Here is an 18,198-nt window from a genome sequence, read left to right on the forward strand (position 1 = left end):
CCGGGCTGCGGCAGGGGCGGTTCCGGGTACAGCCGCACAGCATTGGGCGGCCACAAGTTACGTCAGCGCCGCGTTCTACGCCAGTGCTCTGCCTGACGATCGGCGCTGTTGTTCTCGTCGGTGCAGCAGTCCTTCGGTGGTGCAGCGGTTCGCTGCGGCTGCGCACGCGCGGTTCGGTCAGCCTGTGTGGTGGGGGGCCGGCCGGGCGCGTGGTGTTACCCCCGGGTTCGCCGGGTCTTATGACGATAGTGTGAATTCGCTGTGTTCGACATATGTCGTTGCGCCCGGGTGGGAAATGCCACGCTTACGTTGACGGCTCCGCGGGTATGCCCATATGTCGGGCCACGTCTCCCGACCACTGGTCAGTAGCCGCGCTGACCTGCGCAAACGGCTGCGCGGGTCGCGGGTTGTGCCGCGGGTGGAGCTGGTTGACTGGACACATGAGGCGAATCGTCGATGGCTGATCGTTATCTCTCCGTGGCGAGCCCGGTACTGCATGAGATCGAGATCAAGCGCTCCCGGTTCCTCTGCGCGCTCGCTCCGGTGGCCGACGAGGCGGCCGCGCGGGCCGTGATCGCGGCCCGGCGCAAGGCCGAACCGGCGGCGCGCCACCACTGCCACGCCTTCGTCCTCGGCGCGGGCGGCCGTACCCAGCGCTCCAGCGACGACGGCGAACCGGCCGGCACCGCGGGCGTCCCCATGCTGGAGGTGCTGCGCCGGCGCGAGGTGACCGACACGGTCGCCGTGGTGTCGCGTCACTTCGGCGGGGTGCTGCTCGGCGCGGGAGGTCTGATCCGCGCGTACGGGCAAGCGGTGTCCGACGCGCTGGACGCCGCGTCCGTGGTCGAGTACCGGCGCCTGCTGCTGTTCGACGTCGAGGTGGACTACACCCGCTCGGGCCGACTGGAGAACGACCTGCGTGCTTCGTCGTATGTGCTGCACGACACCCGGTTCGAGGCGTCGGCGCACTTCGAGGTCGGCCTGGCTCCCGGTGAGGAACCGGCGTTCGCCGCCTGGCTGGCCGACCTGACCGGCGGAACGGCGGAGGCTGTCGAACTCGGGGAGGAATGGGTGCGTTCCTGACGGACGCCTCCGCTGCGGAACCGCCGTGGGGTGCCGGGAATCGCGCTCGGTGCGCGGCCGGCTCAGGCGGCGGTGACCGCCCCGGACCGAGTGGCTTCGTTCAGCGCCACCATCCCGGCCGCGGTCAGCACGGCCAGCACCAGTTCGCCGCACGGCCCTTCGGCCGCGGCCTCGATGAACCCGCGCCGCACGAGCCGGCGGGTGGTGGCCTGGTCGCAACAGCTCAACCCGTCGACGTACAGGTCTGGCTCGCAGCTGCAGCTGATCTCGGCCCGCCCCGACGCGACGGCTCTCAGGGTGGCCCGCTCGCGGTAGTTCAGCTCACTCGAGTCTTCACTTTGCATCGCGGTGCCTCCTTCCTTCGCTGCTCCAGTAGAACCCGCACCACCGACAGTTTCCGTCCCGACAGGCCCGATGTCGTGCATTTCACGTGTTCTCTGGGGTGATGTCGAGATTTTCCGGGGTCCCCCCTGTGCCGCCCGGAGGACGGCGTGTCTTGAATGGAAGGCGTGCGAATCCTCAGCGACACCGCCACGCTGGCGCTCTACACCACCGACGCGTCGAACTACCGCCACGTGCCGCTCGGCGTGGTGCTGCCGGAGACGGTGGACGACGTGGTCGCCGCCGTCGCGGCGGCGCGCGAGCGCGGGGCGCCGCTGGTGCCGCGTGGTGGGGGCACGAGTGTCGCGGGGAACGCGTGCGGGCCGGGGATCGTGGTCGACACGTCACGGCACGTGCGCGGGATCGAGTGGATCGATCCCGAAACGCGGCTCGCGCGCGTGGCGCCCGGCACGGTGCTCGACGACCTGCAGGCGGTGGCCGCGCCGCACGGGCTGCGGTTCGGGCCGGACCCGTCCACGCACAGCCGTTGCACGATCGGCGGCATGATCGGCAACAACGCCTGCGGTTCGCACTCCGTGGCGTGGGGCCGGACCGTCGACGTCGTGCGTGAGCTCGACGTGCTCCTCTACGACGGCACGCGGCTCACGGTCGGGCCGACGACACCGTCCGAAGCGGACGCCCGGGCCGGTCTTCCGGGCACCGAGGGTCGGGTGTTCACCGAGCTGCGTTCGCTGGTGCGGGACAACCTCGCTTTGCTGCGCACCGAACTGTCGAGCTTCTCCCGGCGCGTCTCCGGCTACGGGCTGGAGCACCTGTTGCCGGAGAACGGGTTCGACGTCGCCAAGGCGCTGGTCGGCAGCGAGGGCACGTGCGTGACGGTGCTGGGGGCGACCGTCGCACTCGCCGAGCTGCCGAAGCACCGCGTGCTGGCGGTGCTGGGTTTCCCGTCCGACATCGACGCGGCCGACGCGGTGCCGGGGATCCTGCCGTGGTCGCCGCTGACCGTCGAGGGCGTGGACGCGGAGCTCGTCGCGATGCTGGAACCCGGTCGGGCGCAAGGACTTCCGCCGGGCGGGGCGTGGCTTTTCGTGGAGCTGGCGGGTTCCTCGCCGGCCGAAGCCGCTTCGCGGGCGCGGGAGCTGGCGGCTTCGCTGGGTGGCGCGCTCACGGGTTCGGTGGTGCTCGACGACCCCGCGGCGCAGCGCCGGTTGTGGCGTATCCGCGAGGACGGGGCGGGGTTGGCCACGCGGCTGGCCGACGGCGCGGAAGCCTGGCCCGGCTGGGAGGATGCCGCGGTGCCGCCCGAGCAGCTCGGCTCGTACCTGCGGGGGTTCAAGGAGCTGATGCGCGAGCACGGCCGCCGCAGCGTGGTCTACGGCCACTACGGCGAGGGCTGTCTGCACCTGCGGCTCGACTTCGACCTGCTGTCCACGCCGGGGAAGGCGCAATTCCGGAAGTTCCTGGAGCAGGCCGCGGATCTCGTCGCCGCACACGGCGGTTCGCTGTCCGGCGAGCACGGCGACGGGCAGGCGCGTTCGGAGCTGCTGGGCCGCATGTACAGCCCGGAGATGATGGCGTTGTTCGGGCGGTTCAAGGCGATCTTCGACCCGGAGGGCCGGATGAACCCCGGCATCATCGTGGACCCGCGGCCGGTGGACGCCGACTTGCGTGTGCGCCGCGCGCCGCTCGCGCTCGAAGACGTGACGGTGCTCGGTTACCCCGAGGACCGCGGCAGCTTCGGCCAGGCGATGCGGCGGTGCGTCGGCGTCGGGAAGTGCCGCAACACCAGTGGCGGTGGTGTGATGTGCCCGAGTTACCGCGCGACGCGCGAAGAACGACATTCCACGCGCGGACGCGCACATCTGCTGGCCGAGATGGTGAACGGCGAGGTGATCAAGGACGGCTGGGCGTCCGAGGAGGTCGCCGAGGCGCTGGATCTGTGCCTGTCGTGCAAGGGCTGCCTGTCCGACTGCCCGGTGGACGTCGACATGGCCACCTACAAGGCCGAGTTCCTGCACCAGCACTACCGCGGGCGGCGGCGCCCGGCGTCGCACTACTCGATGGGCTGGCTGCCGATGTGGCTTCGCGCGGTGTCGCTCGCGCCGCGCGTGGCGAACTTCTTCTCTCGCCGCCGCTGGGCTGCCGGGCCGCTGAAGCGGTTGGGCGGCATCGCGGCCGAACGCGACCTGCCCACGTTTGCCACCGTGCCGTTCACGCGGGCCCGTCGCGACTTGCGCCGCTGGGCGACGGGTGAGCGGCGGGTGGTGCTGTGGCCGGACTCGTTCAACAACTACCTCACGCCGGACGTGCTCGAAGCCGCGACCGAGGTGCTCACGGCGGCCGGGTACGACGTGGTCCTGCCCGACCGCGGTGTCTGCTGTGGACTGACGTGGGTGTCGACGGGCCAGCTGGACGTGGCGAAGCGCGTGCTGCAGCGGACGTTGACGGTGCTGCGGCCGTATCTCGAAGCCGGCTACGAGGTGGCGGGCCTGGAGCCGAGCTGCACGGCGCTGTTCCGAGGTGACCTGGCGGCTTTGCTGCCCGGCGATCCCGTCGGCGAGCTGCTGGCCTCGCGAACCCGGACGTTCGCCGAGCTGCTGGCCGACGCGCCGAAGCCGCTGGAGGTGTCGCTCGACGTCGAGACGATCACACAGGTCCACTGCCACCAGCACGCCGTGCTCGGCTTCGCCGCCGACGAAGCGGCTATGGCGGCGGCGGGCGTGCGCAACACGACGCTGGACTCGGGGTGCTGCGGGCTGGCCGGGAACTTCGGGTTCGAGAAGGGACACTACGAGGTGTCCAAGGCCGTGGCGGAGGACCGCTTGCTGCCGGCGGTGCGAGGGGCCGCGGAGTCCACTGTGGTGTTGTCCGACGGGTTCAGCTGCCGGACGCAGATCGCGCAGGAGTCGGGCCGAAAGGCGGTGCACCTGGCGGAGTTCCTGCGGCGGGCGTTGCGTTAGCCGGTGCCCCGCCAGGTTTCGGCGAACGAGCCGAGGGCCGGCGCCATGGTCGGAATGGTCCGGTCAGCCGCGTGACTGAGCTGGACCCGCTCGCGGTGCTGCTCCGGCTTATTCGCTGCGCTCCAGCAACGTCCGGACCGCCGGCCCCGTCAACCGGGCCACGTCTTCCGGCGAGGCGCTCGCCAGGGGGTCCTTGTGGGTGACCGCGCGGACGAGGCCGATGCCGAGCAGCCAGGCCAGCGCGAGGTCGGCGCGGAGGGCGGCGTCGGGCTCGTCGGTGAGGGAGGCCAGGGCGCGGGCGTATTCCTCGCCGAGCTGGTCGCGCAGGGCGGCGCCGGCGCCGTCGGTGCCGGTGGAGCGCAGGTAGGTCTCCAGGGAGCGGTCGCGGCGTTCGGAGTCGTCCTTGAGGAGGCTGCGCAGGGTTTCGGCGAACAGGTGCTCGGGCGGGGTCGCCTCCAGCTGGGCGAAGCCGCCGCGGGTCATGACGGACTCGAAGAGGGCTTCTTTGCTGCCGAAGTAGCGGAACAGCAGCGCCTGGTTCGCGCCCGCGCGCCTGGCGATGTCGCGCACGGTGGTGCGGTCGAAGCCGCGCTCGGCGAAGAGTTGTTCGGCGGCGTCGAGCAGCGCCGCTTTCGTCGCCGCGGCGTCTCGCTTCCGGGCGTGCGATTCTGCGGTCATGACGCCTCCCGTTCGCGCACGAGGTTAACCGCACTGCGAGTGGTGAGGGCGCATCGGCGCCGCGTCACGCGGGCGGGCAGGGTCGATCGTGCACTCATTCGGGTGGGTTTGTGCGCGGCGACACATCACTGTGGTGAACCGACGGCCCCCGTGCGGCCGTGATGAGATGAGATCAAGTTCAGGGCACGAGGAGACACCGCATGAGCAATCCGCTGATTGCGCCGACCGTGGATTCGACCAAGGCGTATTCGGGGATTTCGCTGCTGGAGACCGCGAACGACCTCTCGACGGCCATCGAGTCGGGCGACTGGGCGTCGGTCGCTATGGGGGCGGTGGGGACCGCGCTCGACGCGTTGTCGGTCGCGATGGACCCCTTCGGCGCGATCCTGGCCGCGGGTGTGTCGTGGCTCATGGAGCACGTCGGACCGCTCAAGGACGCGCTCAACGGCCTCACCGGCAATGCCGACCAGATCAAGGCGCAGTCCGAGACGTGGGCGAACGTCGCCAAAGAGCTCGGCAGTGTGGCCTCGGACCTGACCGACGCCGTGAACGCCGACCTGCAGTCGTGGTCGGGCTCCGCGTCGGACGCGTACCGGCAGCGTGCGCAGGACATCGGCACGCTGCTGCAGTCCGCGCAGAAGGGCACCGAGGGCGCGTCGTCCGGGGTCAAGACCGCGGGTGAAGTGGTCGCCGCCGTCCGGACGCTCGTGCGCGACATCATCTCCGAGCTCATCGGGCACCTGATCAGCTGGGCGCTGCAGGTGGTGTTCACGCTCGGCATCGGGCTGGCGTGGGTGGTTCCGCAGGTCGCCGGCGCCGTCGCGAAGACGGCGTCGCAGATCACGGGCCTCGTGACGAAGCTGGTGAAGGCGCTCAAGGCCTTGGTGCCGTTGCTGAAGAAGGCCGGGACGCTGTTCGAGGACGCGGGCAAGGCGCTGAAAGGCCTCAAGGGCGGCAAGGTCGCCCCGCCGCCGAAGACCAAGGACCTCAGCGGCACCCCGACGGCCCCGCCGGTGAAAACCGCCGGTGACGGCGGTGGCGCGCCCAAGGGCGGCGGCTACGAGGGCACGCCGAAGGACTACACCCCACCCCCGGGCAAGTCGGGCGCGGACGACTCGACCAAGGCGTCCGGCTACGAAGGCTCGCCGAAGGACTACACCCCGCCGCCCGCCGCGAAGTCGGCCGACGACACGCCCGGCGGCTCGGGCTACACCGGCTCGGGATCCGACTTCACGCCCCCGCCGGCGAAGTCAGGCGGAGGCGGCGGCACACCCAAGTCGGGCGGAGGCGGCGGTACCCCGAAGTCGGGCGACACCACCCACACGTCCGGCGCGGGCGCGGACGCCCCGAAATCTCCGCCGCCCCGCAGCCCCGACCCCGTCGACTCGCCGGTGCACGGCCTCGGCGATACCACCAGCTCCTTCTTCAACAAGGTCGGTGGTGTCTTCGTGCCCGGCAACAAGGTGAAGGCTTCAGCCGGCCCGGGTGGGACGACCAAGCCGTCGATCAACGCCGACACCCTCGGCGCGGGCAATTTCGCGAGCAAGTACTACCCGAACCTCAACAAGCTGAACCCGACCAAGGACGGGAAGAACTGCACGCTGGCCATCACGTCCGTCGATGACATGCTGGGCGGCAAGGTCAAGCCCGCCCCCAAGCTGCCCGAGGACCAGACGATCGGGACCGCGGTCGGGCCGAACCACCCGTTGCGGCAGAAGAACCCCAACGCCGGGCGCCCGGAGGACCTGGACAACTGGGACCAGGTCATCGACAAGGCGAGCGAGCACCCCGGCAGCAAGGGCTACGTCATCGTCCACCGCGACGACCGCAGCTCCCACGTGATGAACGTGGTCAACACGGACAAGGGCGTCGTTTTCCTCGACGGGCAGTCGGGCAAGCTCGGCAAGCTGGACACCGACCCACGAAACCTGCAGTACTTCCGCTACGACCCGCCGACGCACGGCGCGCAGGGCCCGCCGCCCGGGTGGACGCCCCCGCCGGCCGCGGCGCCGGCGCCCCCACCCGCGCCGAACCCGGTGCCGACCCCGGCCGCGGGAAACAACATCGACGACGTCTATCAGGACTGGCTCAAGGCAGACCAGCACTTCAACGGCTGATTCGGACAGGCGGAAGACATGCAGAAACACGATGCCGTGGCGATCGCGACGCGGTTCATCGCCGACCAGGTCGGCCCGGAGCTCATCCACCCCGTGGTCGGGCGGCTCGTCGTGGAAGAGGAATACGTGTCGGAGCACGAACTGGCGTGGATCGTGCCGTTCAACAGCGTCGCTTTCCTCGAGGACGGGGACTTCGACAAGGCGTGCATCCCGAGTGTGATCGCCGTGCCGCGCAACGGGTTGGCGGCGTTCCTCCCGCCGTCTTCGCTGCCCGTGCGCGAGTTCCTGGACGAGGTCGTCGCCGGCGGCGGTGACCTGGGGGAGTGGACCGGGACCGCGCCCGAGCCACCGGCCATCCCGGCGGCTGTGCACGAGCAGGTGATGCACGGGCACCTCGACCCCGGGACGGGGAATTTCACCGGCGGCCACACCCGGGGGGACGGCCCGCGGTAACTCGCCAGGCACGGGCGGGGTTCGAGCGCGCCCACCGGTGGTCACGGACAGTCACGTTGATCTTCCGCTGCGCAGCGGCTGACAAGCTGCGGCCGACTCGGTACGGTGGTTGTAAGCGCGCGCTTACAAACCGGACTTTCCGTCAGATTGGGAGTTCTCCACATGACCACCACGCAGTCGGAGCCGCTTGCGTACCCGTTCAACGAAGAGGCGGGGCTCACGCTCAACGCGGCGTATGCCGCCGCCCGTGACGCGGAGGGCATGATCCGCGTGCAGATGCCGCACGGTGAGCCCGCCTGGCTCGCCACGCGGTTCGCCGACGCCCGGCTCGTGCTGGGCGACCGGCGGTTCTCACGCGCGATGTCGGAGCAGAAGGACGAGCCGCGGATGGCCGCGCACCGGCGTCCGGGCGGCATCCTCACCATGGACCCGCCGGACCACACGCGGCTGCGCACGCTCGTCGCGAAGGCGTTCACCGTCCGGCGCGTGGAGCTGCTGCGGCCGCGCGTCGAGGAGCTGGCGACCGGGCTGATCGAGGACATGAAGGCGGCCGGGCAGCCCGCCGACCTGGTCGACGCATATGCGCTGCCGATCCCCGTCGCGGTGATCTGTGAGCTGCTCGGCGTGCCGACCGAGGACCGCCCGAAGTTCCGCGTGTGGAGCGACGCCGCGCTGACCACGAGCGGCCTGACCGCCGAGGAGTTCCAGCGCAACCGCGAAGAGCTGCGCGCGTACATGTCGGGCCTGATCGCGCAGCACCGCGAGCAGCCGCAGGACGACCTGATGACGGCCCTGATCGAGGCGCGCGACGTGCGCGACCGGCTCACGGAGCTGGAGCTGGCCGACCTGTGCGTCGGGATCCTGATCGCCGGCCACGAGACCACGGCGAGCCAGATCCCGAACTTCGTCTACGCGCTGCTCGACCAGCCGGAGCAGTGGAAGAAGCTCGTCGAGGACCCATCGCTGATCAACGCCGCCGTCGAGGAGCTCCTGCGCTTCGTCCCCCTGGGCGCCGGCGCCGGCTTCGCGCGCTACGCCACCGAAGACGTGCAGGTCGGCGACGTGCTCGTCCGCGAGGGCGAACCGGTGCTCGTCGCGATCGGGGCGGCCAACCGCGACCGCCTCCAGTTCGGCGACGCGGACACCCTCGTATTCGACCGTGAGGACACCCACCACCTCGGCTTCGGCCACGGCGTGCACCACTGCCTCGGCGCGCCGCTCGCCCGCCTGGAGCTGCAGGAGGCGCTGAAGGCTCTCACGCGCGAAATGCCGAATCTCCACCTCGCCGGCGATATCGTGTGGAAAACCCAGATGCTGGTCCGCGGACCACGCTCCATGCCGATCGGGTGGTGACGATGACCTGGAAAGTGGAAGTCGACGAACACACGTGCATCGGCTCCGGCATGTGCGCCTCGCTGATGCCGGAGCTCTTCGCCCTGGACGGCCCGGTCGCCCACACGTTGGCGGACACCGTCGCGCCGGATGAGACCGCCCTCGACGCCGCGGACTCGTGCCCGGCGATGGCGATCACGATCACGGATGGCGCGGAGGTTGTGGGGCCACGGCCTTGAGGTGGTGAAACAGGGCCCTTCCGCTGCCGGCGGAGGGCCCTTTTCGATTACTTCACCGGCAGGTACGCGGCGACGTCGGCGAGCGCCTACAAGGTCTCACGCGGCACGTGCCCAGTGGCTTGATCGGCTTCGGCGACGACCAGGCCGGTACCGTCGGGACGGTCGGAGTAGTTGAGGCCGGTCATGCGGACACCGGCCAGCCCGAGTGTCACGGCGGCCTCCAGCGGGCGGACGTCGCCACTGCCCTGCACAGTCTCGACTTGACGGAATTTGCCTGCCTGCGCCTTGGTCTTGAACCCGACACGTACCACCGAGACGACCGCCGCGTTGCCATGACCGTCTCCGACGGCCAGGAGCATCCGGCCCAGCGATGTGCACGGGGTCTTGGCCAGGAACTCTCGGACCCGGCCCGACGCGGCGACCAAGCAGTCGGCCTCACGTTCGAGCTTGCGTTCGACCTTGCGCTCGAGCTCCTTGAACTTCAGCCGGCTCCACGCGTTCTTGGCATCGCCCTTGCGTGCGCTTTCCTGCCCGGACTTGGTTCGGGCCTTCAGCGAGCGTCCCGGCAGCGAGTCCACGACGTCGCCTGCGGTGTTCCCGGCCAGCGAGTCGGCGGCCGCATCCACTGCGGCTCCGCCCTCGGCACCTCCGAGCGCTCCGGTGCCAGCAACGCCACCGAACAACATCAGGCCGGCGACTGCGACGGCGACGCCCTTGCCGCTGCCTCTGATGTAGATGTGCTGGCCGTTCTTCGTGATCCAGCGTCCCACTCGAGTTCCCCTCGCTCGCTCGCCGCGCTGCGCCCGCGGAGGAGCGCCCTGAGCTCACACGCCTGAGACGCCTGAAGGGTTGTCCTGCCTGACGTCACTCGATCGGGTGAGGCGGGCGCCGCGATTTCTTACCCCCACCCGAAATCGTGTTAACGCGCACCACCGGGAACCGTAACTCTGCGCGGTGCATGTAACACGGCGGTGTTCCGGATGAAACGGTTCGGACTCCGCCCGGCGGTGCACTGTGCGGCATGAACTTCCAGCTCGACGGCCTGCACCGGCCGGTGATCGTGGTCGGCGGCGGACAGGCGGGGCTCTCGATGTCCCACTGCCTGACGACCGCCGGGGTCGGGCACGTGGTGCTCGAGCGCGCGAGCGCGGGGCACGAGTGGCGAGAACGCCGCTGGGACAGCTTCTGCCTGGTGACGCCCAACTGGCAGTGCCGGCTTCCCGGTTTCCCCTACCCGGGCGATGATCCGGACGGGTTCATGGTGCGCGACCACATCGTCGCCTACCTCGAAGACTACAAGAAATCCTTCGACGTGCCGATCGTCGAGGGGGTCGAGGCCACGCGCCTGACGAAGGTGCCCGGCGGCGGGTTCCGCGTGGCCACCACGCAGGGTGAGCTGACGGCGGAACACGTCGTGGTGGCGACCGGCCCGTACCAGGTGCCGCTCAAGCCGCGGCTGGCCGAGCGGTTGCCGGCCGCCACGGCGCAGCTGCACAGTTCCGAGTACCGCAACCCGGAGCAGCTGCCCGATGGCGAGGTGCTCGTGGTCGGCACCGGCCAGTCCGGTTGCCAGATCGCCGAGGACTTGCACCTTGCCGGCCGCCGCGTGCACCTCGCGGTGGGGTCGGCGCCGCGGGTGGCGCGGCGCTACCGGGGCCGCGACGTGGTGGCCTGGCTCGACGACATGGGTTACTACGCCAGGGGAATCGACGAGTTCGCCGACGCCGACGCCGTCCGGTTCCGCGCCAACCACTACGTCACCGGGCGCGACGGCGGCCACGACATCGACCTGCGCGCGTTCGCCCGTGAGGGCATGCAGCTCTACGGGCGTCTCACCGACGTCCGCGACCGCACCCTGACCTTCGCTCCCGATCTCCGGCGCAACCTCGACGCGGCCGACGCCGTGTCCGAAGGCATCAAGGACTCGATCGACGCCTACCTCACCCGGGCGAACATCGAAGCACCACCAGAACCCCGCTACACCCCCGTCTGGCAGCCGGACGACGAGCCGCGAACCCTTGACACGAAAGGGATCTCCGCCGTCGTCTGGAGCACCGGATTCGGCCGGGACCACCGCTGGATCGACGTCCCGGTGTTCGACGGCAAGGGCTATCCGACGCACCGCCGCGGCGTCACGACCTGTCCCGGTCTGTTCTTCCTCGGCCTGCCGTGGCAGCACACCTGGGGCTCCGGCCGGTTCTGCGGCGTCGGCGCCGACGCGGAATATCTGGCGCGGCGCATCGTCGCGGGCGAGCGCGCGGCCGACGTCCGCTGGATCTCCGGCACACCACGCAACACCGAGCCGGCCGACGACTGGGTCGCCCCGAGGACGGTCGCGTGATGCGCTGGATCGCCGACGCCCACCGCCACCTCGGCGTGCTGCCCGCGTACCCCTTCTACGGCGGCCCGCCGGTCGCCCCGGCCGTCGGTGCGCGCGCGACGATCGACGAGCTCCTGTCCGATTTGGACCGCGAAGGCACCGAACGCGCCCTCGTGATCCCCAACTACGGCGTGCCCGACCCGGAGATCGCGTTCTCCTTCAACGAGCTCTGCGTCGAAGCATCCGGAAAGGACGACCGGATCGCCGCGGCCCTGTGGGTGTCGCCTCGAAAAGAAGACGCCGCGAGAACCGACCAGGCGCTCAAGCTCGCCGGCGAACCCGGCGTCCGCGCGCTCAAGCTCAGTTTCCTCCTCGGCGGCCGCGCGAGCGACCCGGCCTGCAAACCTCAGCTCGACAAGATCTTCGCCGCCGCCCGCGAGCACGACCTCGTCGTCCACGTCCACACCTCGCCCGGCGCCGCGTCCGATGTGGACGAGGTGGGCAAGCTCGTCGACGAATACGCCGACCACTCGAAGCTGCACCTCGTGCACTTCGGCGGTGGCATGAGCGGGCACATCAAGCTCGCCGGCGGCCGCTTCTTCGACTGGATCGCCGCCGGCAAACAGGTCTACACCGACCTGTCCTGGGCGATCGGCTTCACCCCGCGATGGCTGGCCGAGGAGATCTCCCGGCGCGGGATCGGGCACGACCGCGTGCTCTTCGCCTCCGACGAGCCGTGGGGCGACCACGAGGGCGAGCTCGCGAAGCTGACCGCGGTGGTCGGCGACGGCGAGCTGGCCGACCACGTTTTCCGGAGCACGTTCGAGGTGCTGTACGGACCGAAGAAAGGGAAATGACCGATGGCCGAGCTGACCGACCTTGAGAAGACCAGCCTCGACGAGATTCCGCACCCGTCTTTGCCGCAGGGTTCGAACCTCTACGGCGCCACCAAGATCTTCCCCGACTACCAGGCGGAGAACGGGGAGACCTACTTCACCCTCGTGCACGGCATCGCGCACGAGTCGTCGGTGAGCTTCGTCGCGATCCTGCAGGCGACCCGCGCACTGCGCAAGGGTTTCGAGACCGCGATCTACTTCTACGGCCCGGGCTCGCTGAACTGCCTGGCCACGCGCGGGTTCCCCACCACCGGCAACGCCGCGTTCCCCGGCGAGCTGAACATCAACGACCAGCTCAAGACGTTCATCGCCGAGGGCGGCAAGGTCTACTGCTGCCGCTTCGGGCTTTCGCTGCACGGCGCGCGCGAGGAGGACCTCATCGAGGGCGTGATCCCGGCACACCCGCTCGACGTGCAGGACGCGTTGATCCACTACGCGCGCAAGGGCGCGATCATCAACTCCACGTACATGTTCTAGGAGGCGGGCGTGCGCGTTGGCACCACTACCGAGGAATTTCTGGACACCCGCGCCGACATGGCCGTCCGCGGGGTGCGGATGGACGCACCCGTGCAGCGCAGCAAAGGCGCCGGGCCGAGTGACGACGGGCACCTGGTCGTCGACGGTGCCAACGCCACGCTGCCGCTCAACGACGAAAGCCCCTACCAGGTACGGGAAGGACGTGTCTTCCGCGGCTCGCTCGACCTCGGCCTCAGCGTCGAGCCCGTGGCCCGGCCGAAGTTCTACGACCTGTCCACCGCGGACGGGGTGCCCTACCGCAAGATCGCGCTGCTGCACGGGAAGGACGTGCTCGCGAGCACCGTCGTGCAGACCTGCATCCGTTACGTCGAAGACCAGCGCTGCCGGTTCTGCACCATCGAAGAGTCGCTGCGCGCCGATTCGACGGTCGCGGCCAAGACCCCGGCGCAGCTCGCCGAGGTCGCGGAAGCGGCCGTGCGGCTCGACGGGATCAAGCAGATGGTGCTGACCACCGGGACCACGGCCGGGCCGGATCGCGGGGCGCGGCACCTCGTGCGCTGCGTGCGCGCGGTACTCGAGGCCGTGCCCGGGCTGCCGATCCAGGTGCAGATCGAGCCGCCCGGCGACCTCGCCGTGCTGAGCGAGCTGCGCGAGGCGGGCGCGACGTCGATCGGCATCCACGTGGAGTCGCTCGACGAGGACGTGCGCCGCCGGTGGATGCCCGGCAAGTCGAGCGTGCCGATGGCGGAGTACGAGGCGGCGTGGGACGAGGCCGTGCGCGTGTTCGGCCCCAACCGCGTGTCGACGTACCTGCTGATCGGCCTCGGTGAGGATCCGGATGAGCTCGTCGCGGGCGCCCGTCGGCTGATCGAGCGGGGCGTGTACCCCTTCGTGGTGCCGATGCGGCCGATGCTCGGCACGCTTGCCCGACGCGACGGTGCGGTGGCCCCGACGCCCGCGTTGGTCCGTGACGTGACGCGGCGGGTGGCCGAGCTGTTGCGGGCCGCGGGGATGACCGGGGCCGACCAGGGAGCGGGTTGCGCGGCTTGCGGAGCGTGCAGCGTCCTCAGCGCGGCGGGAGGCTGACGTGGACCACGACATCCTGGCGTTGCTCGACGATTCCCGCGGCGGCGCTGCCCCACCTGAGTTCCGGATCGAACCGGCCGACCACAGTGGACTGACGGCGTATCGCGCGTTGCGGCACGAGACGTTCGTCGAGCGCCAAGGCCTGTTCGCGAGCCATGACGTCGACGACCGCGACACCGACCCGCGGACACTGGTGCTCGTGGCGCGCGACGAGGCCGGCACCGTGCTCGGCGGCGTCCGGCTCGGCCCGGCGCAAGACGGCCCGGACTTCGGCTGGTGGACCGGTGGACGGCTGGTCGTCGCGCCGGGCAGCCCGCACGGTGTCGGACGCGCTCTCGTGCGGGCCGCGTGCGCGCGGGCCGAATCGGAAGGCGCGCTGCGGTTCGAGGCGACGGTGCAGGTGCAGAACGAGCGGATGTTCACGCGTCTGGGCTGGCAGCACGTGCGGCCGGTCACGGTCGCGGATGTCCGGCACATCCTGATGCGGTGGCCGATCGGCCGCGTGGCCGTGCTGGCGCAAGCCACCAAGCGTCCACTGGGGACATTGCTGCCCGGCCTCACCGGCAGCCCGGGCTTCTTCGGTGACGACGGCGTGCCGATTCCGGGCAGCGACCTCGTCGCGGCGTGCGACGCGATCGTGCCGTCGATGGTCGAGCGCGATCCGGAGTGGGCGGGCTGGTGCTCGGTGCTGGTGAACGTGAACGACCTCGCGGCGATGGGCGCGGAACCCGTTGCGCTGCTGGACGCTCTGGGTGCGCGGGACGCGTCGTTCGCGGCGAGAGTCCTTTCCGGACTCCGGAAGGCGAGCAGCGCGTACGGGGTGCCCGTGCTCGGCGGGCACACGCAGTTCGGCGTCCCGGCGTCGCTGGCCGTCACCGCGCTGGGCCGCGCTGCCGAGCCGGTGCCCGGTGGCGGCGGGAAACCCGGGCAGGCGCTCTACCTGACCGCCGACCTCGAGGGCCGCTGGCGGCCCGGATACACCGGGCGGTTATGGGATTCGACGAGCTCACGGCGCACACCCGAGCTGCGTGACCAGCTCGGCGCCGTCGCCCGGGCGCGGCCCGCGGCGGCGAAGGACGTGTCGATGGCGGGCCTTGCCGGCACGCTCGGGATGCTCGCCGAGGCGTCGGGCTGCGGCGCGGTGCTGGACGTCACGAAGGTGCCGCGCCCGGCCGGGACGACGGTGGGCGACTGGTTCACCTGCTTCCCGGGCTTCGCGATGCTCACGGCCGGGGCGCCCGCTCCGGCCCGCGCCGCCGTGACCGCCGAATGCGGTGAGCTCGTGGCGGGATCCGGCGTGCGGCTGCGGTGGCCGGACGGCGAGGTGACCACCGTCGTGGACGGCGGGGTCACGGGGTTGGGGGAGGCAGCATGAGAACTGCTTGCAGGTCCGAATCATCGAACACCATGCTCGCCGACGGTGTGATGCTGCCGCGCCTTGGCGTGTCCGAAGAGGAGGCGGCATGACCGAGGAGAGAACATGAGCACGGTGCGGATGGCCGCGGTGGCGGCGCCCTTCGACCGCGACGTCGAGGGCGACTTCGCGCGGATCGAGAAGCTGATCGGCGAGGCCAGGTCCGAGGGCGTCGGGCTGCTCGCGCTGCCCGAGGCGGCGCTCGGCGGGTACCTCGCGAACCTCGACGGTGGCGCGGAGGGCCCGCCCGCGCTCGACCCGGCGGGCCCGGAGATCCGCCGCCTGGCCGAGCTGGCAGGCGACCTCGTGGTCACGGCCGGGTACTGCGAGCGCGACGGCGACCTGCGCTACAACTCGGCCGTGTGCGTGACCGGCGACGGCGTGCTGGGGCACCACCGGAAGGTGCACCAGCCGTTGTCGGAGGACGCCAGCTACGGCGCGGGCAGCGGGTTCGCCGCGTTCGACACGCCGGTGGGCCGGCTGGGCATGATGATCTGTTACGACAAGGCGTTTCCGGAATCGGCACGGGCGCTGGCGCTCGATGGCGCGCAGGTGGTGGTGTGCATGTCGGCGTGGCCGGGCAGCCGGACCAACCCGAGTGCCGACCTCGCCGAGGACCGGTGGAAGCGCCGGTTCGACTTGTTCGACCGGGCCCGTGCGTTGGAGAACCAGATCGTGTGGGTCTCGGCGAACCAGTCGGGGACGTTCGGCGACCTGCGGTTCGTGGCGAGTGCGAAGATCGTCGACCCGGGTGGAGAGGTGCTGGCCGACACGGGCGTGGGCGAGGGGCTGGCGATCGCGGAGCTGGACGTCGCCGCCGCGTTGGCGGGTGCGCGCCGGGCGATGGCGCACCTGGCCGACCGCCGGCCCGCCGCGTATACCGTGGGCGGGTGAATGGGCCGGCTCCGGATCGCCGCCGTGGCCGCGCACTTCGGGCGTGACCTCGAGTTCGACCTGCGGCGCATCGCCACGTTGATCGACCACGCGCGCCAGAGCGGCGCCGATCTGCTGGTGCTGCCCGACGCGGCGCTCGGCGGCTACCTCGCCGACCTGCGCCACCCCGACCCGGACGCGCTGCCGCCGGCGCTCGAACCCGGCTGCCCCGAGCTGAAAACGGTGCAGGCGCTGGCGGCGGAGATGACCGTGTGCGTGGGTTACTGCGAGGCTGACGGTGCGCGCCGCTACAACGCGGCCGTGTGCGTGACGGGCGACGGTGTGCTCGGCCACCACCGGAAGGTGCACCAGCCGCCGGGGGAGAGTGTCGCGTACGACGCGGGGGATTCCTTCACCGCGTTCGACACGCCGGTCGGGCGCGTCGGGATGCTGATCGACTACGACAAGACGTTCCCGGAGTCGGCGCGCTCGCTCGCGGTGGACGGCGCGGAGATCGTCGCGTGCCTCTCGGCGTGGCCGACGAGCATCACCGACCGGGCACCGCGGATGGCGCAGGACCGCCAGTCGCGGCTGTTCGACCTGTACGACCAGGCGCGCGCCGCGGAGAACCAGGTGGTGCTCGTGTCGTCCAACCAGACCGGCGCGATGGGTGGCATGCGGTTCCTCGGCCAGGCCAAGGTCGTCGGCCCCGGTGGCGAGATCCTGGCACGCACCTGGTCGAAGGCGGGGCTCGCGGTGGCCGAGGTCGACGTGGCCGGGGAAGTCGCGAACGCCCGCCGCGTGCTGCACCACCTGGGGGAACGCAAACCTTTCGCGTACCGGGAGGGCTGACGTTGCGCATCGCGTTGCTGAGCTATTCGACGAAACCCCGCGGCGGTGTGGTGCACACGCTGGCGCTGGCGGAGGCCCTGGCCGCGCTCGGCGAGGACGTGACCGTGTGGACCCTGGGTCGTGGCGGTGACAGCGGGTTCTTCCGGCCGGTGGATCCGCGGGTGACGACGATGGTGGTGCCGTTTCCCGAGGTGCCGGGCGAGTCGGTGGGTTCCCGGATCGTGCGCTCGATCGCGGTTTTGGGAACGGCTTTTCCGCGCGGTGAGTACGACATCGTGCACGCGCAGGACTGCATTTCGGCCAACGCCGTGGATCGTTGCGTGCGAACGGTGCACCACCTCGACACGTTCACCACGCCGGAGCTGGCCGCGTGTCACGAGCGGGCGATCACGCGGCCGTTCGCCCATGTGTGCGTGTCGGCGTCGGTGGCCGCGGAGGTGCGCGCGGGCTGGGGGATCGAAGCCACGGTGATCCCCAACGGCGTTGATGCCGCGCGATTTTCTTCGGCGCCGTACGGGGATTGGCGAGTGCGGTTCGGCCGGTATGTGCTCGCGGTCGGCGGAATCGAGCCGCGCAAGGGTTCTTTGGACCTGCTGGAGGCCGTCGCTTTTCTCGACCCCGCGGTACGCCTGGTGATCGCGGGCGGCGAGACGCTCTTCGACTACCGCGACTACCGCGAACGCTGGGACAAGCGGGCGGCCGCGCTGGGCGTGGATCCGGTGGTGCTGGGGCCGGTTGCGCACGACTCGCTGCCGTCGCTGGTCCGGTCGGCCGCGGTGTTCGCCTTCCCCTCGACGAAGGAGGGCTTCGGTCTGGCGGCGATGGAGGCTTTGGCCGCGGGGGTGCCTTTGGTGGCGCGTGATCTCCCGGTGCTGCGCGAGGTTTTCGGCGGGGTGGCCCGGTTCGCCGCCACGCCGCACGGCTTCGCGGCCTCGATCGAAGCCGCGCTGAATTCCGGGCCGGAAGACCGCGCGGCGGGCGTGGCTCTGGCTGAGCGCCACACGTGGTCCGCTGCCGCGCGGGCGCATCTGGAGTTGTACCGGTCGCTCGCGGGGTAATTGCCTTGCCGGGTGGCC

The 18,198-nt window shown here is 70.8% G+C and carries 17 protein-coding genes and 1 pseudogene; 15 read left to right on the forward strand and 3 right to left on the reverse strand.

The features are described from left to right. Window positions 1-456: 456 nt before the first annotated feature. Window positions 457-1,083 (forward strand): YigZ family protein, encoded by a 627-nt coding sequence (locus AB0M56_RS20955; protein ID WP_364178600.1) that lies wholly within the window; start codon window positions 457-459, stop codon window positions 1,081-1,083. Between the two features lie 62 nt (window positions 1,084-1,145). Here AB0M56_RS20955 and AB0M56_RS20960 read toward each other — a convergent pair whose 3' ends face one another. After that, window positions 1,146-1,427 (reverse strand): hypothetical protein, encoded by a 282-nt coding sequence (locus AB0M56_RS20960; protein ID WP_364178603.1) that lies wholly within the window; start codon window positions 1,425-1,427, stop codon window positions 1,146-1,148. A 165-nt stretch (window positions 1,428-1,592) separates the two neighbouring features. Here AB0M56_RS20960 and AB0M56_RS20965 point away from each other — a divergent pair, with 165 nt between their 5' ends. Then, window positions 1,593-4,385, forward strand: coding sequence for an FAD-binding and (Fe-S)-binding domain-containing protein (locus AB0M56_RS20965; RefSeq protein ID WP_364178606.1), 2,793 nt, complete (start codon window positions 1,593-1,595; stop codon window positions 4,383-4,385). 108 nt (window positions 4,386-4,493) lie between these two features. Here AB0M56_RS20965 and AB0M56_RS20970 read toward each other — a convergent pair whose 3' ends face one another. Then, complete coding sequence (locus AB0M56_RS20970; protein ID WP_364178608.1) at window positions 4,494-5,063, reverse strand: TetR family transcriptional regulator; 570 nt, start codon at window positions 5,061-5,063, stop codon at window positions 4,494-4,496. Between the two features lie 200 nt (window positions 5,064-5,263). Between AB0M56_RS20970 and AB0M56_RS20975 the strand changes: the two are divergent. The 5 genes and pseudogenes from AB0M56_RS20975 to AB0M56_RS20995 all read left to right on the forward strand — a co-directional run. Further along, a pseudogene (locus AB0M56_RS20975) lies at window positions 5,264-6,265 on the forward strand (hypothetical protein); the annotation flags it as partial. Between the two features lie 261 nt (window positions 6,266-6,526). Further along, window positions 6,527-7,180 carry a toxin glutamine deamidase domain-containing protein gene (locus AB0M56_RS20980; RefSeq protein ID WP_364178896.1) on the forward strand — a complete coding sequence of 218 codons (654 nt, stop codon included), beginning with the start codon at window positions 6,527-6,529 and terminating at the stop codon, window positions 7,178-7,180. An 18-nt stretch (window positions 7,181-7,198) separates the two neighbouring features. Further along, window positions 7,199-7,633 carry a YrhB domain-containing protein gene (locus AB0M56_RS20985; RefSeq protein ID WP_364178611.1) on the forward strand — a complete coding sequence of 145 codons (435 nt, stop codon included), beginning with the start codon at window positions 7,199-7,201 and terminating at the stop codon, window positions 7,631-7,633. Between the two features lie 162 nt (window positions 7,634-7,795). Beyond that, window positions 7,796-8,986: a cytochrome P450 gene (locus AB0M56_RS20990; RefSeq protein ID WP_364178614.1), complete on the forward strand. Its 1,191-nt coding sequence runs from the start codon at window positions 7,796-7,798 to the stop codon at window positions 8,984-8,986. A 2-nt stretch (window positions 8,987-8,988) separates the two neighbouring features. Next, complete coding sequence (locus AB0M56_RS20995) at window positions 8,989-9,204, forward strand: ferredoxin (RefSeq protein ID WP_364178617.1); 216 nt, start codon at window positions 8,989-8,991, stop codon at window positions 9,202-9,204. An 86-nt stretch (window positions 9,205-9,290) separates the two neighbouring features. Here the strand turns inward: AB0M56_RS20995 and AB0M56_RS21000 are convergent, their stop codons facing one another. Continuing rightward, window positions 9,291-9,974 carry a hypothetical protein gene (locus tag AB0M56_RS21000; protein WP_364178620.1) on the reverse strand — a complete coding sequence of 228 codons (684 nt, stop codon included), beginning with the start codon at window positions 9,972-9,974 and terminating at the stop codon, window positions 9,291-9,293. Between the two features lie 251 nt (window positions 9,975-10,225). Here AB0M56_RS21000 and AB0M56_RS21005 point away from each other — a divergent pair, with 251 nt between their 5' ends. The 8 genes from AB0M56_RS21005 (at window position 10,226) to AB0M56_RS21040 (ending at window position 18,180) form a co-directional block, all read left to right on the forward strand. Next, a complete protein-coding gene (locus tag AB0M56_RS21005; RefSeq protein ID WP_364178623.1) occupies window positions 10,226-11,545 on the forward strand; it encodes an MSMEG_0569 family flavin-dependent oxidoreductase in 1,320 nt (439 codons plus the stop codon). Then, window positions 11,545-12,381 (forward strand): amidohydrolase family protein, encoded by an 837-nt coding sequence (locus AB0M56_RS21010; RefSeq protein ID WP_364178898.1) that lies wholly within the window; start codon window positions 11,545-11,547, stop codon window positions 12,379-12,381. The genes AB0M56_RS21005 and AB0M56_RS21010 overlap by 1 nt, the downstream gene beginning before the upstream one ends. Window positions 12,382-12,384: 3 nt before the next feature. Then, entirely contained in the window at window positions 12,385-12,897 is a 513-nt protein-coding gene (locus tag AB0M56_RS21015; protein ID WP_220243137.1) for an MSMEG_0572/Sll0783 family nitrogen starvation response protein, read from the forward strand. A 9-nt stretch (window positions 12,898-12,906) separates the two neighbouring features. Next, window positions 12,907-13,983, forward strand: coding sequence for an MSMEG_0568 family radical SAM protein (locus AB0M56_RS21020; protein ID WP_364178625.1), 1,077 nt, complete (start codon window positions 12,907-12,909; stop codon window positions 13,981-13,983). 1 nt (window position 13,984) lies between these two features. Next, window positions 13,985-15,358: an MSMEG_0567/sll0787 family protein gene (locus AB0M56_RS21025; RefSeq protein ID WP_364178628.1), complete on the forward strand. Its 1,374-nt coding sequence runs from the start codon at window positions 13,985-13,987 to the stop codon at window positions 15,356-15,358. 105 nt (window positions 15,359-15,463) lie between these two features. After that, window positions 15,464-16,291, forward strand: coding sequence for a carbon-nitrogen hydrolase family protein (locus AB0M56_RS21030; protein WP_364178631.1), 828 nt, complete (start codon window positions 15,464-15,466; stop codon window positions 16,289-16,291). Beyond that, window positions 16,292-17,122 carry a carbon-nitrogen hydrolase family protein gene (locus AB0M56_RS21035; protein WP_364178634.1) on the forward strand — a complete coding sequence of 277 codons (831 nt, stop codon included), beginning with the start codon at window positions 16,292-16,294 and terminating at the stop codon, window positions 17,120-17,122. Between the two features lie 2 nt (window positions 17,123-17,124). Beyond that, on the forward strand, window positions 17,125-18,180 hold the full coding sequence (locus AB0M56_RS21040; protein WP_364178636.1) for an MSMEG_0565 family glycosyltransferase: 1,056 nt from the start codon (window positions 17,125-17,127) through the stop codon (window positions 18,178-18,180). Window positions 18,181-18,198: the final 18 nt, after the last annotated feature.

The sequence above is a fragment of the Amycolatopsis sp. NPDC051372 genome (assembly GCF_040682095.1).
GTDB lineage: Bacteria > Actinomycetota > Actinomycetes > Mycobacteriales > Pseudonocardiaceae > Amycolatopsis.